13 protein-coding genes, 1 tRNA gene and 1 pseudogene are annotated in these 15,126 nt (G+C 62.1%); 4 read left to right on the forward strand and 11 right to left on the reverse strand.

Features of this window, described 5'->3' with window-relative positions; all coding sequences use genetic code 11:
- Positions 1-69: 69 nt before the first annotated feature.
- The 8 genes and pseudogenes from B7X90_RS03705 to B7X90_RS03740 all read right to left on the reverse strand — a co-directional run bounded on the left by B7X90_RS03705 (position 70) and on the right by B7X90_RS03740 (position 10,263).
- On the reverse strand, positions 70-735 hold the full coding sequence (locus B7X90_RS03705) for a S8 family serine peptidase (protein WP_292621773.1): 666 nt from the start codon (positions 733-735) through the stop codon (positions 70-72).
- Positions 728-2,425: an ABC transporter ATP-binding protein gene (locus tag B7X90_RS03710; protein ID WP_292621774.1), complete on the reverse strand. Its 1,698-nt coding sequence runs from the start codon at positions 2,423-2,425 to the stop codon at positions 728-730. Before B7X90_RS03710 ends, B7X90_RS03705 begins: the two co-directional genes overlap by 8 nt.
- Positions 2,422-3,459 carry a hypothetical protein gene (locus tag B7X90_RS03715; protein WP_292621776.1) on the reverse strand — a complete coding sequence of 346 codons (1,038 nt, stop codon included), beginning with the start codon at positions 3,457-3,459 and terminating at the stop codon, positions 2,422-2,424. The genes B7X90_RS03710 and B7X90_RS03715 overlap by 4 nt, the downstream gene beginning before the upstream one ends.
- Positions 3,456-4,562: a hypothetical protein gene (locus B7X90_RS03720; RefSeq protein WP_292621778.1), complete on the reverse strand. Its 1,107-nt coding sequence runs from the start codon at positions 4,560-4,562 to the stop codon at positions 3,456-3,458. The genes B7X90_RS03715 and B7X90_RS03720 overlap by 4 nt, the downstream gene beginning before the upstream one ends.
- Before the next feature lie 45 nt (positions 4,563-4,607).
- Entirely contained in the window at positions 4,608-4,934 is a 327-nt protein-coding gene (gene qhpC, locus B7X90_RS03725) for a quinohemoprotein amine dehydrogenase subunit gamma (protein WP_084278627.1), read from the reverse strand.
- A complete protein-coding gene (gene peaB, locus B7X90_RS03730) occupies positions 4,931-6,385 on the reverse strand; it encodes a quinohemoprotein amine dehydrogenase maturation protein (protein ID WP_292621780.1) in 1,455 nt (484 codons plus the stop codon). Before peaB ends, qhpC begins: the two co-directional genes overlap by 4 nt.
- Positions 6,382-8,190: a quinohemoprotein amine dehydrogenase subunit alpha gene (gene peaA / locus B7X90_RS03735; RefSeq protein WP_292621781.1), complete on the reverse strand. Its 1,809-nt coding sequence runs from the start codon at positions 8,188-8,190 to the stop codon at positions 6,382-6,384. The genes peaB and peaA overlap by 4 nt, the downstream gene beginning before the upstream one ends.
- Before the next feature lie 246 nt (positions 8,191-8,436).
- Positions 8,437-10,263 (reverse strand): annotated as a pseudogene (locus B7X90_RS03740) (DUF885 domain-containing protein).
- Between the two features lie 245 nt (positions 10,264-10,508).
- On the opposite strand from B7X90_RS03740, the gene B7X90_RS03745 reads away from it, so the two are divergent.
- A tRNA-Gly gene (locus tag B7X90_RS03745) sits at positions 10,509-10,582 on the forward strand.
- A gap of 245 nt (positions 10,583-10,827) precedes the next feature.
- On the opposite strand, the gene B7X90_RS03750 is transcribed toward B7X90_RS03745, so the two are convergent.
- From B7X90_RS03750 to B7X90_RS03760, 3 genes are all read right to left on the reverse strand, one after another.
- Positions 10,828-11,121 carry a hypothetical protein gene (locus tag B7X90_RS03750; RefSeq protein WP_292621782.1) on the reverse strand — a complete coding sequence of 98 codons (294 nt, stop codon included), beginning with the start codon at positions 11,119-11,121 and terminating at the stop codon, positions 10,828-10,830.
- Positions 11,122-11,123: 2 nt separating this feature from the next.
- Positions 11,124-11,654: an antirestriction protein ArdA gene (locus B7X90_RS03755; RefSeq protein ID WP_292621784.1), complete on the reverse strand. Its 531-nt coding sequence runs from the start codon at positions 11,652-11,654 to the stop codon at positions 11,124-11,126.
- A gap of 308 nt (positions 11,655-11,962) precedes the next feature.
- Positions 11,963-12,376 carry a helix-turn-helix domain-containing protein gene (locus B7X90_RS03760; protein ID WP_292621785.1) on the reverse strand — a complete coding sequence of 138 codons (414 nt, stop codon included), beginning with the start codon at positions 12,374-12,376 and terminating at the stop codon, positions 11,963-11,965.
- A gap of 78 nt (positions 12,377-12,454) precedes the next feature.
- On the opposite strand from B7X90_RS03760, the gene B7X90_RS03765 reads away from it, so the two are divergent.
- Genes B7X90_RS03765 through merA form a run of 3 tightly spaced genes read left to right on the forward strand, consistent with a single transcriptional unit; the run spans position 12,455 to position 14,691 of the window.
- Positions 12,455-12,850, forward strand: coding sequence for a mercuric transporter MerT family protein (locus B7X90_RS03765; RefSeq protein ID WP_292621786.1), 396 nt, complete (start codon positions 12,455-12,457; stop codon positions 12,848-12,850).
- A 12-nt stretch (positions 12,851-12,862) separates the two neighbouring features.
- Positions 12,863-13,192, forward strand: a complete 330-nt coding sequence (locus B7X90_RS03770) for a heavy metal-associated domain-containing protein (protein WP_292621788.1) — start codon at positions 12,863-12,865, stop codon at positions 13,190-13,192.
- A 41-nt stretch (positions 13,193-13,233) separates the two neighbouring features.
- On the forward strand, positions 13,234-14,691 hold the full coding sequence (gene merA / locus B7X90_RS03775; protein ID WP_292621790.1) for a mercury(II) reductase: 1,458 nt from the start codon (positions 13,234-13,236) through the stop codon (positions 14,689-14,691).
- Positions 14,692-15,126: the final 435 nt, after the last annotated feature.

Here is a 15,126-nt window from a genome sequence, read left to right on the forward strand (position 1 = left end):
GCGGCCATGCGCAATCCCTCTGCGTCTCCCTTCTTCTCTGCGCCTCTGCGTGAACCAATCCGAGCTAGCCTAAACCGGGCACACCTCAAGCGCTGCCACCACGTCATCCTTGCCCGTAAGCCCCCGCCCTGCGATCCACCCCGTCACCTGGGCCACCGCAAAGCTTACCCCGTAAAGGTTGCGGCGAGGCTCCACGTCGGGGATCGGGCGGGGATAGCCCGATGCCATGACCTTGCTCCGGTCGGCCACCAGACACGGCCTGCCGCGCGGCAAGTCCCAGTCCAGCCCCACCCCCAGCACTTGCGGCAGGCACCCGGGCCAGCAAGGCGCGCCCTCGGCCTCGAACGCGGCGACGATCAGCGCCCCTTGTGCGGCTGCTTCTTCGGCCAGCAAAGCAAACACATCCCCATGCGCCGGATTGGCCGTGCCAAGGCTGAGGTTGATGAGGTCGCACTCAGCTTCAAGCGCCTGCCGGATACCCGTCGCCAAAGCCCGCGCCGATGCACGCAACCCATCGCGGAAAACGCGGATCGACAACACGTCAGCCTCTGGCGCAAGCTCCTGAATGGCCGCCGTTACCGCCGTGCCGTGACCCAGTTTGTCAAGGCTTTCAGAAGGATCGCTCAGCACGGTGCCATCGGCCAGCACCGAAAGCCCCGGTAACAGCCGCGCGGCATCAATATGCGGATGCGTGGGGTGAACCCCGCTGTCGATCACCGCTATCCGCCTAACCATGCGCTGTCACCTGCGGCTCGATCTGCGCCCGCCCATGCTCCAGCCGGATCACATGATCGGCCATGTCGGCCAGCGCGGGTTTGTGCGTGATGACGATCAGCGTGGCGTGGGGCAGAGCCTTGCGCAGCCCCTTGGCGACAAGCTGCTCGGTCGCCTCGTCTAGCGCGGCGGTGGGCTCGTCAAGGATCAGCACATCGGGCTGCCGCAGCAAAGCGCGGGCAATGGCGATGCGGTGGCGTTCGCCTGCCGAAAGGGCCAGCCCCCGTTCCCCGGTGCGCGTCGCAAGGCCTTCGGGAAGGCGGGTAATCAAGGCGTCGAGCCCAGCGGCGCTGGCGGCAGACGCAATGTCTGCGTCACTCGCCTCGCCCCGCGCAAAGGCGATATTCTGCGCAATCGAGGCGTTGAAGAGGAACGGTGCCTGATCCACCAGCAGCACCCGCGTCCTCAGATCGCTCAGCGATAATTCTCGCACGTCCGCCCCGTCGATTGTCACACGGCCTTCAACCGGATCGAGGAACCGCACCAGCAAATCGGCCATCGTCGATTTTCCCGCACCCGATGGCCCGATGATAGCGGTGAGTGACCCGGCCGGAATTGCAAGGCTCGCCCCTTGCAACACCGGCTCGCGCCCGTGGTGCATGGTCACGCCTTCCAGCCGGATTTCGCGCGTGACGCCCGGCAAGGGCCAGGGGGAGGGGGCCTCGACCACCTCGGGCGCCGTGTCGAACAGCTCGAAGATCCGCGCCAGCGCCACGCGCGCCATCGCAAGGCTGGCGGTCAGGCCCATCAGCGCCTGCACCGGGGCCAGCAGCCGCCCGTGATAGGTGATGAACGCCACCAGCGCGCCGATGGTCATTGTGCCATCGATGATCTGCTTGCCGCCATAGAGGATCACCGCCGCGCTCGATGCGGTAACGATCGTGCCGGGCAGGGCACCCGTCAGGAACGAGACGGTCTGCATCTTGAGCATCGTGGCCACGAACCCGCCGTTGGCCTTGCCGAAGCGCTCTGCCTCATGGTCCTCGGCCCCCAGCGCGTTGACCGTGCGCATCCCGATGATCGTATCGGCCAGCAGGCTGCCGATGTCCGCGCCGCTTTCACGCATCTGGCGGGTCAGGTCGGTCATCTTGCGCTGGAAGTGCAGGAAGCTGCCCACCGCCAGCGGCACCAGCACTGTGCCCACCAGAAACAGCTTCCAGTCCAGCCACAGCATCATCGCCACGCTGCCGGCAAAGAACAGCACGTTGCTCAGCACCGACAGCAGCGTATCGCCCGCCACGCGCTGCACATCGGACACGTCGCTGTTCAGCCGCGACATCAGATCGCCCAGCCGGAAACTACCGTAAAAGCGCGGCGAAAGGCGCTGCAGGTGGCGCAGCAGCGCCACACGCATATCGAACAGCATCTGCGCCGACAGCCCGACATAGCGGTACGAAACCAGCGCGTTGACGGCAAAGCCGCCCACCGTCGCACCCATCATCAGCGCGGCGATTTTCACCAGCATGTCCCAGTCACGCTTCATCAGCGCTTCGTCGATCATCAGCTTGGAAATCCAAGGCTGCGCCAGCGTCAGGCCCGTGGCAACCAGACTGCCGATCAGGACCAGCACAAGGCGCGGCGCATAGGGCTTCAGCCAAGGCCACAGCCGCTTGTAAGTGCTCCACGGCGCAATTTTGGGGGCTGGGTTCAAGCCGCCAACTCGCGCCGGATCAGATCGAAACCGTTCAGGGCAAAGCGCGGTTCGGGCAACTTGGCTAGCAGCGCGGTCGTGCGGTCATATCCCTCGCGCGCGGCGGCGTACTGTTCGTGCCACCAAGGCCCCGCACCGCCGTTGGCATAGAACGGCAAGGACAGTTGCAGGTGCCGCCGCAGCGAGGCGAGCAGCAGCGAATGGTAGTGCGTGGCCAGTGTGCCCGCATCTTCGCCTCGCGCCAGCGCGGCGATTACGGCACTGGCCAGAATACCCTCACGCACGGCTTGCGCAGTGCCATCGCCGCAGATCGGATCGAAGGCGATGGCGGCGGTCCCGCAGGCCAGCCAGCCGTCCCCGGCCAGTTGCGCCAACATGCGCGGACTGGTGTCAAACTGGCCGCCCGATGGTTCGATCGCGTCGATGAGGGGGGCGATCAGCGGGGCATCGTGCGCCAACACGTCCGGTGCGCCACCGACGGCCAGCAACCACGCCTGCCCGAATCCATCGGGGATCAGGAACAGCCACCCGGCATCCACCGCCTCGATCCAGCAAGTTTGCGGGGGCGCATCGGCTTTCAGCGTAACGCGGGCAGTCGACGAAAGACGCTCGCCGAAGCGCAGCGTTTCGCCTTGCGAGAACGGCGGTATTGCGTGAACCGAAAAACTGCCATTGAATTCGTTGAATTGTTGGATTTTGGCGTTTGCTTCCAATACGTTTCCCCGGGGAAACATATCAAGAACATCGCTCAAGTCATCCTCGGACACAACCACCGCGCCATGCGGCATTTCCACCGCTTCGGGGCTGCCCCAACGCACCGCGCGGCGTTCAATCCGGGGCTTGTCGGCAAACAGCATCGGGTTTCCGTAAACATCGCGCAGCAGCGCCAGCGCAGGATCGCTCAGCATGATCACCGGCACCGGACGGCGAAGGCCGGGCTCACGCGCAAACGCAAACCCGGCCTGTTGCAACAGGTGCGCGGCCGTAGCCACCGCGACACCCTGCCCTCTCAACGTGATGTGCAGATCACTCACTGGGTAATGATCATCCCCGCGCCGGTGGTGTCGTTGCCCAGATCGACGGTCTTGATATGCTGCAAAGTCTGCGCATCGTACATCTCGATGTCATAGCTCGCGCCATAGATGTAGAGCATCGTGCCATCGCCCGACATGCCGAACTGGAAGCGCGTGCGGCAGGGGAATTCGGCTTTGTTCTTGACCAGATTGGTGGTCAGGTCGAGATGCCAGAATTCGCAGCGCTTGTTGCCGACTTTCTCCTGCGTGACCACGGTCCAGCCTTCCTTCATGTCCTTCGACACTTGCAGGCCCGCCATGCCACCGCCAACCGGGGCAGGGCCGATGGGGTGGAAATCAAACGCCTTGGTCGCCAGATTGAAGCGGCCCACGCCGTAAACCTTGTTGCGGATGTACGGGTCTTGCGCGGTGAACATCGAGACGTATTCGCTCGGATTGCGCAGTGCTTCCACGCCGCCGCCAAAGCTCACGCCTTCGATGCCAGTGGCTTCCGGCTTGGAAACCTCCAGCCGTTCCTTCACCGTCAGGCTTGCAGTGTCGAGCACGCGCACCTTGTCGCTGATCAGGAACAGCGTCTTGCCGTCGTTCGACATCATGTAGTTGGTGCGCCAGCCTGCGTTGGGATTGCGGCTGTCCTCGTCGGGCACGTTGGCGGTGCGTGTCACGGCCTTCTTGGTCAGATCGATCACTGCAAACATATGCGGGCTGACCAGCCAGCGGTCTTGCAGCTTCTCGAACTTCTGCAGCGTGGTGTAGAAGAACTTGCCCGAAGGATCGGGCACCCCGCCATTGAAGCGATAGCGCGTGGTCGGCGTGTTCAGGCTGAACGAATTGACCACCTTCTTCGTCGCCGTGTCGATCACTTCGATCCCACTGGTGGTGATGGTGGTGACGTAGATCTTTTTCTGATCGTTCGAGATGCGCATCGATGTGGGCAGGCCCGATGCCAGCGTCAGCCTGTCCTTCACCGCGCCGGTCGCTTCATCCAGCACCAGCATCTTGTCGGGATAGGAACCCATGAACAGCGTGGACGCCTGCGCCGGGACGATCCCGGCGGCAAGGGCAGCAATGGCACCAATTGGGGCAAGACCAAGTTTCTTCATGGGTCCAGTCTTCCGGTGAAGAGAGATCAGAAAAGGCGAGGCGCCTTACGGGAAGATGATGTCGAGGCTGCGCCAGTCCTTGGCCGCCGTCGCGCAATTGCTGGCCCAGTCGGGCGAGTAGTTGACGTGATCGGGCACCTGCACCGGCCAGAAGCAGGTGACGTAGCAGTCATAGATGTCGCGCTCTGCCGGTTGGCACAGGCCTGCCGTGCCACCGCCCGCATCGACTTCCCAGCCGGGCGAGAACGAGATCGAGCAGCCCATCGGCGTGTGCATCGGCTTCTGCTGAAGCGCGACAACGTCTTCCTCGGTCGAAGAGATGGTTTCCTCGATCCGCAGTGCCTTCTTGTTCAGGGGTTTCAGGTGCTTCATGACAAGCCCTTTCGTGCAGCAAAGCGTTCAAGAAATTCAGGATTGCGCTGGGCGACGGTGCCGTAGATTTTCAGGCAGGCCTCGGTCCATTCGCGGATCCAGTCGCAGTAGTGCAGGTTTGCGTGGCCGGTATCGCCGTAGCGGACAAAGGCCTCGTGATGGCATCCGCCTGCGCAAAGCGGACGTGCCCAGCACGATGCACAGTCGAACTTTGCGCCCACATGGCCACGCGTCAGGAAATCGGTGCGCTTTTCCTTGTCCAGCCCCGTGGTCACATGGCCCAGCACATGCGTGTCGGCATCGGTGAAGCGGTGGCACGGCGAAAGATCGCCTGATGGGCTGACCCCGACCAATCCAAGCCCCGCGCCGCAGGGGTGCGATTTGTTGGTGCCTTGGATCAGCTCGCTGATGGTTTCCGATACGTTCGAAAACCCGTGCATCTCGCCACGCAGCGCAAAGGCCAACCATTCGGCAGCAAGTTCATGGAACGCCGAGACGACCGTGTCCATGCCATCGGCGTCAAGCGTGTAGGTCTGCTCGCCCGAGTCCGTCACCGGCGCAAAGCCGACTTCGTGGAAGCCGAGATCGTCCTTCAGGTGGCGGTAGATGCGGATCACATCGGTCACGCCTTCGGTCAGCGTGACGCGCGCGGTGATGGCGCGGGTCTTGTGCCCGGCGATCAGCTTGCGCAGGCGCGGCTCCATGACCGCGTAGGAGCCCTTGCCGTTCTTGTAGACGCGGCGCTTGTCCTGCAGGTCGGGCGGGCCGTCCATCGATACGGTGACGCCCACGGCCTGATCGGACAGGAACTGGATGATCTCGTCGGTCAGCAGCGTGGCGTTGGTGGTCAGGCTATAGGTCATGCGCTTGCCCGCAGCGGCAGCGGCGTCGTTGGCATAGAGCACGACATCGCGCAGCAGCTTGAAGTTCATCAGCGTTTCACCGCCGAAGAAAGTGATGTGCGGAACTTCGCGGTTGCCCGAACTCTTCAGCAGGAAATCGACCGATGTCTTGGCGGTTTCCAGCGTCATGTACTTGGGCTTGCCCGCAGGTGTGGCAATCTTGTCCGCGCCGAATTCATAGCAATAAGTGCAGGCAAGGTTGCACTGGTTGGTGACGTTCAGCACCAGCGCCTGCAGCGGATAATCCTCGGGCGGCGCTGGCGGGGCCAGCGGGGCCTCGCGGATCTCGTCCGATACGATGCCGCGCACCGCGCGCAGTTCGCGGATCAGGTCTTCGGCATCGGCGCGCGAATAGCCTGCCTCCACCAGCGCACCGACCATTTCGCCATAGGCCAGCTGCTTTTCGCCGAGCAGCGCCATGACGCTGGCCGCGCCTTCATCGAGCGCGAAGATCGCGCCGGCCGAGGCGAGGTAAACAAACCCCGCGCCATCGGCGTCAAACAGGTGGATGTCTCCACGGCGATACTTTGGGGCGAGGATCGTGGTCACTTGGCCACCTCCGGCTGATCCCAGCGCTTGTAGGCGGGGACGGTGACAACCATGAACGACTTGGCGGTGAGCGGACGGCCCAGCGCATCTTTCTCAGCCTTGGCCGTGGCGACGACCCAGACTTCGCCGTAGTTGTTGCGGCCCCACTTGCGTTCGGGGTTCGGGCCATCAATGGCGGGCGTGAACAGCGCGGTCTGGCTCAGCTTGCCGACATAGTTCACGTCATCGTCGTAATAGACGGTCGGCATTTCCTGCATCGACCACGTGACGTCGATCGGACCCAGCGCCACGTCGTCAGTGGTATAGGGCTTGCCGTCGATCCCGGTGTCATATCCGATGGCGTCGAACTGCTGATACCCCGGCGTGTGCTTCTCGCTGCCGCCAAGGCGTGCGATAGCGGTTTCGGGCGTCACTTTCAGGTAATCGACCTTCTTGTACACCGGCAGGCCAGCGGCCAGCACCGATCCGCCAAGGCCGACATCGTGCGCGCCCACGGCAGCATCGGCGGCCACATCGACCATCAGCACTGCCTCGGTCGGGCTGGCGGAAACCACCTTGCTGACCGTCACACCCTTGCCCAGATCGATGTCGGACGGCTTGAGACTCGCGGGGAAAGCATCGCCGATCAGCTTGAGCGTAGCACCCTTGCTTCCGGCCTTCAGCGCATAGGGCCAGACGGCCGAAACAGTTGGTTCGGCGGACGCTCGCGTCAACTTCACGTTGAAGCCGAATTCCTTGTAATCGCCCCAGAACCAGCGCCCTTCGGCAGACTTGCGATCGGGCGCAAACTGCATCGTCTCGCGCGTTTCATGATCGGCGGGGGCATCGGGCGTCGCACCTTCAGCGCCGCTCGCAGAAGTGCCGCGCCACGAATAACCGGTGTAGACCAGTCCTTTGCCGCTGCGTGACAGGGTGGAGCCATCGGCCAGCGATTTCAGAGTGATAGCGGTGGTATAGTCATCCTCGCCGCCCGCCGGGGTGACGACCATTTCGCCCACATAAGTGCCCTTGCCGGGCAGGAAGGCATTGACCAGCCACTTGCCGCCCAGCTTTGCCGATTGCTGGCGTGCCTGCCACTTGGTCCATTCGGGCGTGGTCAGTGGCGCGGTCTTGTTCAGGTATTCCATCGCCACTTCCACCGGCAGCGGCTTCAGTGCGCCATTGGGCGGGGTCGGCTGCGTGGGGTCTTCCACCGGCTTGCGGAACTGCGCATCGGCCTGCGAATACATCGCCACGTGCAAGTTGCGCAGCAGGCTCCACTCCGCCTTCGACCGCCGCCACGAAAGCGGCTGCGCAAAGGCATGGCACGCCGCGCAGGACTGGCGGATCGTCTCGTTCGGGATGCTGGTTTCGCTGATGATGCGGTGTTCGGCAAAGTAGGCAACGGGCTTTGCCTCTTCAGGCGCAAGGCCGTTGGTGGCCGAAAGCGAGCGGATCACCGCGCGCGCCTCAACCGGCGTCAGCGACAGGCCATTGAGTGCCGACATACGCCGGATCACCTGCGCCCAACCTTCGGGCGTGGTGCGCACGTATGAGATGCGCGAGAGGTTGCCCTTCGCATCTGCGGTATGGCACGTGCCGCACTTTTCCACGACCAGCGCATCCTTGATCGGGATGCCCGCCTCGGTCTCCACCGGGTTGGAAGGGTCGCGGGCCGGTTCCTTCGCTGCCTGCGCCAGAACGATGCCGGCGGGCAGCGCAGTCAGCGCAAGGAATTGCAATATGCGCCCACGTAGCGGGCGTTTGGGGTGTGCGGCAGGCAAGCTGTCAGCAGAGTTACGGGCAACGGTTTCGGCCACGGTCATGGTCGCAATTTCCCCCTTGGCAGGCCACAAGCAGAGCGAGTCGGCTGCGGCGTCAGGGCAAAGACTGGACAGGTGTCAAAAGTTCGTCAACGCCTTTATTTTTGCGAGTGCGAAAAGGGTTTTTGAGCACTATCGAAAGGAATGTCGCTCTGTAGGCGCACCACGTCCATACGCTGTTCGCGCATGTAAAAGGGGGCGGGCAACGCGCGCTGCCCACCCCCTCAAATCTGGCGCCAGTATTGTCGATCAGGACTTGGCGGCGATCCAGTCATTCACGCGCCGCTCAAGGATCGAGAGCGGCTGCGAGCCGGATGCGATCAGCAGATCGTGGAAGCCCTTGATATCGAATTTCGGCCCCAGATCCTTCTCGGCCTTGCGGCGCAGTTCCATGATCTTGAGCATCCCGATCTTGTAGCCGGTGGCCTGCCCCGGCAGCGTGATATAGCGGCGCACTTCTGACCGCGCACTTTCCAGTGGCTGGCGGCCGGTCTCGTTCATGAACGCTACCGCTTCGTCCTCGGTCCAGCCCATCGCGTGGATGCCGGTATCGACCACCAGACGCGCAGCGCGGAACAGTTCTGCATCCAGCCGCATGAAATCGGCCGCAATATCAGGGAACGCGCCCATTTCCTTGCACACCGCCTCGGCATAAAGGCCCCAGCCTTCACCGAACGCGACATAGCCGGTTACCGAGCGGAACTTTGGCCCGCCTTTCTGCCGCACCTGAATGTCGCCCTGCGTGTTGTGGCCGGGAACGGCTTCGTGGCACATCAGCGTGTACATCGATGCCGGATCTTCGGTGTCGCCGACGAGGTGGACATACGTCCGCGCCGGACGCGTGCCATCGGGGCTGGGTTGCGAGGCGTGGGCCGCGCCGCCGGGCACTTCCGAAAATGCCGGTTCGCGCACCACCTCGATGCGGTATTCGGGCAGGGTGCCAAAGTACTTGGGCAGCAGCGTGCGCGTGTGTGCGACGAAGGCATTCGCCTTGGCCAGATAGTCCGCGCGGGCCGCATTATCCCACGGCTTGGGCGGATAGAGCTTGGCACGCTGGGCGTAGAACGCATTGCGATCCGCCACGCCCGCCTGCCGCGCCAGCGCATCCTGCTCGGCCTCGATCCGCGCCACTTCAGCGCGGCCGATCTTGTGGATTTCCTCGGCCGTCAGGTCAGTCGTGGTGTTGAGTTTCAGCGCGTTGGCATAGAACGCCGCGCCGCCCGGCAGCGAAATCGCGCCTACCTTTCCGCTCGGCGCCATGGGCAGGCTGGCCTTGCCCTATGCAATCACGCGCTCGTAGGCAGGTTTCAGATCGAGGATCGCACTGCGCGCTTCGGCCAGCAGAGCATCAGCTTCGGCCTGCGGGAGCTTGCCGGATTTCACCAATGCGGCGGTCTTGGCCTTCACATCGGCCCACAGCGCCGCATCCGGCCCTGTGCCATAAGGTGCCCCGCTGATCAGCTTTTCGCTGCCGGAGATGACCGTTTCCACCTGAAACTTCGGCGCACGGATGCCGGCGGTCTCACTGGCCTTGGTGCGGGCAATCGCCACGTCGAGCACGGCGGGAATGCCGCGCAGGCGGGCGATGTAGTTCTTGAGGTCAGCCACATCCGCCACGCCATGCGTGTTGACGAGGAAATCGGGCAGCTGGCTGTGGACCGAATAGAGCCGCGAATAGAGCGGCGGGCGATACTTGCGATCGGTGTTCGAAAGCGCGGCGCGATCAGCCTCAAGCGCCCAGATATCGAAATTCACCTGCCCCTGCGGCGAAAGCTTCGCCCGGTCAAACTGCGCCTGCATCCGTTTCACGCTGTCCTGCCGCCAGGCCACTTCGGCATCGGCTGTGGCATCGGAAATGTCGTTCCACTTGTCGCCGCCGTCCTTGAGCCCGAGCCGCGTGGCAAGCTGCGGCTGCTGCTTTACCCATGTAGCGAATTCGGCGTCGAGAAATGCGATCAGCCGCGCGTCCTCGCTGATGGCGGTTGCCGGAGTTACTGGCGCTTGCGCCATTGCGGCGGTTGGCGCGAGAAGGCCGATGGCGACAGCCAGCAGACTGGCGGTGATGGTAGGCTTCATGCAGGTTCCTTTGCCATGGGGGCGAAACGTATGGTGCGGAACGATCAGCCCCGCGATGCCCCCTGTTCTTGCGCAACACCAACCGTTTGCGCAACCCGCCAATCAGGACAAATCGTCACAACTGAAACCGTCACTGCCCAAATGCCACATTCCTGCCCCGCGCATGGTTGACGGCGCGCCCATGATCATGGCAGAGGCGCAGCCGGTCCGCACAAGCCGGACCTCGCGCCTGAAGATGGCTGCGTGCGGGTGTAGCTCAATGGTAGAGCAGCAGCTTCCCAAGCTGAATACGAGGGTTCGATTCCCTTCACCCGCTCCAAATCTTTGGATTCCAATAAAGTATTGAAACTCAACAGCAAAAATCACTGATTTTTGCCTGTGTAGGAACTGTGCAGAAAAATTTGCGGAATCGTCCTCGATCCGCCTGTCGTTTACCGCTTACGATAGCGGCGAAAAGCTCACTTGGCATCAAATTCAGAGGCAAAGTATTGCCGTGATTCTCGGGTGGGGTTCCGGGGCTTGGGGCGGAATGGGAAAGCCGCGCTGATGGCGCGTTCCCCCTCCTTAGAATAATTCGCCCTGTCGGCTCTTGGCGGCATATGCGCGCCACTCGGGTTTTGCCGCCTCTTCGTCGAGCCACGCGACGATCTGCGCCACCACGTCGCCGCCTTTGGCTTCAACGGTGCCGCAGGGGTGGAAGTGGGATTTGTAGCCCGTTTCTGTGACCGGCAGGGGCGCTCGCTTCGGATGGATGCTCTCGATCTCAAGATGGGCGATTACGCCCCATTTGATGGGGATATAGGTCGCCTCAATCTCGATGCCTTGCCATTGAAAGCGGTAGGTCTGGGGCTGCTGCATAGTCAGCACCCCGCGAACACATGAACGGCATCATGCGCGATTTGGATGGTGAAAAGGTCACCATTGAGTTCACAATCCCGCGCCATCGCTTGCCAGTCGATATAGTAACGCAGGTTCAGCGGAATCGCGGTCGTTTCCTCGGTGATGTCCTGCACGTAGTCGGCAAGGCTCTGATACTGCCCAAGGTGGCGATCATCGAGCGCGCTGCGCGCCTCCTCCAAGTCGCCGCAAAAGTGGTCGATCAGCTCCGCGCCAAGCGCGCCATGTTCTGCGATGAACGCGGCCAGTTCGGCCACGCGCTCGAAGCTGTCATATTCGTTGATGCGGATAGAGGCGAAGCCCTCATAATCGTGGATTGCCCATTCTTCGGCGTCGGGGATTGGTGACTTGGCCAGCATGTTGCGGGTTGCCTCCCACATGCTCCACGCCTCGGTTGCCTCAATCCATGCGCCATGCAGGATGCCGTTGTTGTAGGCCGCAAGACAGGCCACATAGATTCGGGATTGTTCGGTATGGGGCTGGTGGTTTTTCATGGTTCTGCCCTCCTTTGGCAGCGGGTTTCAGATGCATTTCTGAAACCCTGCCTCGTGGCGAACAGCGGGGGGCAAGCGGAGTAAGCTCCTTCGCGGGGAACCGGCTGCACGGAGCGTAGCGGAGGAAGCTGGGCGGAAGGGGCTTCGCAGCGCGCGAGGGGCAGAGCCCCAGCCTTATGCGTCAGGGATCGTCACCCGAATGGGCGGAAATCGCGTTGCGGGTTCCGTCGCGCCAGCGATAGAGCGCGGTCCGAAGGAGACGCCCGCGAAACCTCAATATTCAATAGAGCGAAGGTATCATTAACAGCCTACGCCACTGTAAACTGGAGCGCGTCGAGGACAGGACAATCCGGCACATTGCCGCCCGTGCATTTGTCCAAGGTCGTCGCCAGTGTCGATTCAATGCGCTGTAAATCAGCGATGCGGCGGCGGACATCATCTAGGTGGGACTGGGTTCGCATCATCACTTCGCCGCAGGTTTGTGTGCCCGCGTCTGTGAGCGACAAAAGTGAACGTATCTCCTCCATCGCGTATCCAAGCTCACGCGCGCGCAGTATGAACTGCAACCTTTGCACCAGTTCTGGCGAATAAACCCTATAACCATTGGTGCTACGCGGTGGCGGTGGGAGCAATCCGACCTTCTCGTAATAGCGTATGGTTTCAAGATTGCAGCCGGTCTTCCCGGCGAGTTGGGCACGCAAGATGCCGCCTTGTGGTTCCATGGAAAAATACCTCTTGAGTCTGTAGCTACTACAGAGCTTACACTGAGAATCATAAGTCCAAAAGAAAGGAATCGCGTCGTGGCCTCAGCGCCTGAAAAGGGAACTCCCGTTGTTACCGAACTCCCGAAGGGCGACCGGTCGGGCTGGCTTGCCACGGGTGCTCTGATCGGCGCGGGGCTGGCCTCGGCTTGTTGTGTCGTGCCGTTGCTGTTCGTCACGCTCGGCATTTCGGGCGCATGGATCGCCAACCTGACGGCCCTGGAACCCTACAAGCCCTATGCTGCGGTGATAACGCTCGCGCTGCTCGGATTTGGCTTCTGGCATGTTTATTTCAAGCCGAAACCACCGTGCGAAGACGGGTCATACTGTGCCCGTCCGCAGTCGGCTCGCACCACCAAAGCGGTGCTGTGGCTTGGGCTTGCCATCGTCATCCTCGCGCTCTCCATCGATTGGTGGGCGCCCCTGTTCTATTGAAAGGAAATACTCATGAAAAAGATATTGCTTATCGGACTTGCGGTGCTGGCAATGGCAGGCGGCGGGGTCGCATTCGCAGTTGGCGGCACGGCGCAGGATCGCGCTGCCACTGCTGCAAGCGCACAAACGCAAACCACTTTCGCGATTCAGAACATGACCTGTGCCACCTGCCCCATCACTGTAAAAAAGGCGATGGAAGGTGTGGCCGGGGTTAGCGCGGTCAGCGTTGATTTTGGTACCAAGACTGCGCGCGCGACTTATGATCCACGCCGGACCAATGCGACGGTGATCGCCGCAGCATCGACCAACGCAGGCTATCCCGCACGCGCCGTTAATAACTGAGATCAGGCGGCGCGCCGCGCGCCGGAAGAAAGCGACCTTTAATGAACGACTGCTGTAACCGCCCTGGGCGGGAGAGATTTGACGTGGCCGTTATCGGCGCGGGCTCGGCGGGATTTTCTGCCGCGATTACCGCCGCCGGACTTGGTGCTAAGGTCGCACTGATCGGCCACGGCACCATTGGCGGCACCTGCGTCAATGTGGGCTGCGTCCCGTCCAAGACCCTGATCCGCGCCGCAGAAGCGGTGCATGGCGGAAAAGCTTCCGCGCGCTTTCCGGGCCTTGGCGGCAGTGTCAGTCTGGACAATTGGACCGCGCTCGCCACGTCGAAAGATGAGTTGGTCACGGAGTTGAGGCAGAAGAAATATATCGACCTGCTGCCAGCCTATGAGAGTGTGACCTATATCGAGGGCAAGGCGCGCTTTGCCGATGGCAAATTGCTGGTTGGCGATGCACCGATGGAGACCGGCAAGGTCATTTTAGCGATGGGCGCGCGCGCCGCTGTGCCGCCAATTCCGGGCCTCGACAATGTGCCTTACCTGACCAGCACTTCGGCTCTGGCGCTTGAGCGTCTCCCTAAATCGTTGCTGGTGATCGGCGGCGGTGTCATCGGCGTCGAGCTGGGGCAGATGTTCGCGCGCCTCGGTGTTTCCGTCACCATCTGTTGCCGCAGCCGCCTGCTGCCCGAAATGGACCCCGAAGTTGGCGCGGCACTGCAAAGCTATCTCGAAGCTGAGGGCGTGCGCGTGTGTTCGGGTATCGGCTATCAGCGCATCGACACGACGGGCAACGGAATAGAGTTGGTCTGCGAAAGCCTGTCTTGCGACGGCGAAGATCATGGCGACACCGTTGCTGCGGTTCAGACCATCAAGGCCGAGCAAGTATTGATCGCCACCGGACGTCGCCCCAATAGCGATGGCATGGGCCTCGAAGATCATGGCATCGCGCTGGGCCAGAGCGGCGGCATAGTGGTTGATGACTATCTCGAATCCAGCGTTCCGGGCATTTACGCGGCAGGCGATATCACTGGCCGCGACCAATACGTCTATATGGCAGCCTATGGCGCGAAGCTGGCCGCGCGCAATGCTGTCGAAGGCAATAAGGACCGCTACGACAATAGCACCATGCCATCGGTTGTGTTCACCGATCCGCAGGTCGCCAGTGTCGGCCTCACCGAAACGGCGGCGCGCGCGCAAGGGCTTGAGGTCAAGGTATCGCTACTCCCGCTCGACGCAGTGCCGAGGGCTTTGGCCGCGCGCGACACGCGCGGGCTCATCAAGCTCGTCGCCGACAAAGCGAGCGACCGGCTGCTCGGCGGCCAGATCATGGCCCCCGAAGGCGCGGATTCGATCCAGACGCTGGTGTTGGCAATCAAGTATGGAATGACCGCAGTCGATCTCGGCGCGACGATTTTTCCCTATCTGACCACGGTTGAAGGCTTAAAATTGGCAGCGCAGACCTTTGACAAGGATGTGGCCAAGCTGTCCTGCTGTGCCGGGTAGAGCCATCCATCGCAATCTGGCCAAGCAAGATGGTGACAACCTATCTATATCCAAATGGACACCTATTAGAGCCTTTCCCCGAGAGTTTTTAGGCTCACAGCATCGACGGCGGTTTGAAGAAGTGACGGGCACGGAATCGTGCCCGTAAACGGTGGCGCGTGGACCTTGGCCGTGGGCTGGGTCGCGGAGTCATCGGTGGAGCAAGGAATATTGATCCGAAATCCGCACCGTCCACGGTGTCGCCAGACGCGGAACTGGCCCCGCTAAAGAAGCGCGACATCGCCTCGCTGTGGCTGTCACTGCCTTTGTCATCCTCGGTTTTCTTGGCTGGCCGCGCCTGTAGCGCGACGATTACGGTGTCCGGTCGGCGTCAATTTTGATGGCCGATAGGTGGCCGCGCCGGTTGGTGAATTCTGGCTACCATTTGCTGTTGCG

It is taken from the genome of Novosphingobium sp. 17-62-19, from assembly GCF_002256775.1.
In the GTDB taxonomy this organism is placed as follows: Bacteria; Pseudomonadota; Alphaproteobacteria; order Sphingomonadales; family Sphingomonadaceae; genus Novosphingobium.

What these genes read in the sequence shown, in the direction of transcription:
- B7X90_RS03705 (WP_292621773.1), bottom strand. Translation starts at nt 735, where the DNA reads ATGGTTAGGCGGATAGCGGTGATCGACAGCGGGGTTCACCCCACGCAT.
- B7X90_RS03720 (WP_292621778.1), bottom strand. Translation starts at nt 4,562, where the DNA reads ATGAAGAAACTTGGTCTTGCCCCAATTGGTGCCATTGCTGCCCTTGCC.
- qhpC (WP_084278627.1), bottom strand. Translation starts at nt 4,934, where the DNA reads ATGAAGCACCTGAAACCCCTGAACAAGAAGGCACTGCGGATCGAGGAA.
- peaA (WP_292621781.1), bottom strand. Translation starts at nt 8,190, where the DNA reads ATGACCGTGGCCGAAACCGTTGCCCGTAACTCTGCTGACAGCTTGCCT.
- B7X90_RS03750 (WP_292621782.1), bottom strand. Translation starts at nt 11,121, where the DNA reads ATGCAGCAGCCCCAGACCTACCGCTTTCAATGGCAAGGCATCGAGATT.
- B7X90_RS03755 (WP_292621784.1), bottom strand. Translation starts at nt 11,654, where the DNA reads ATGAAAAACCACCAGCCCCATACCGAACAATCCCGAATCTATGTGGCC.
- B7X90_RS03760 (WP_292621785.1), bottom strand. Translation starts at nt 12,376, where the DNA reads ATGGAACCACAAGGCGGCATCTTGCGTGCCCAACTCGCCGGGAAGACC.
- B7X90_RS03770 (WP_292621788.1), top strand. Translation starts at nt 12,863, where the DNA reads ATGAAAAAGATATTGCTTATCGGACTTGCGGTGCTGGCAATGGCAGGC.
- merA (WP_292621790.1), top strand. Translation starts at nt 13,234, where the DNA reads ATGAACGACTGCTGTAACCGCCCTGGGCGGGAGAGATTTGACGTGGCC.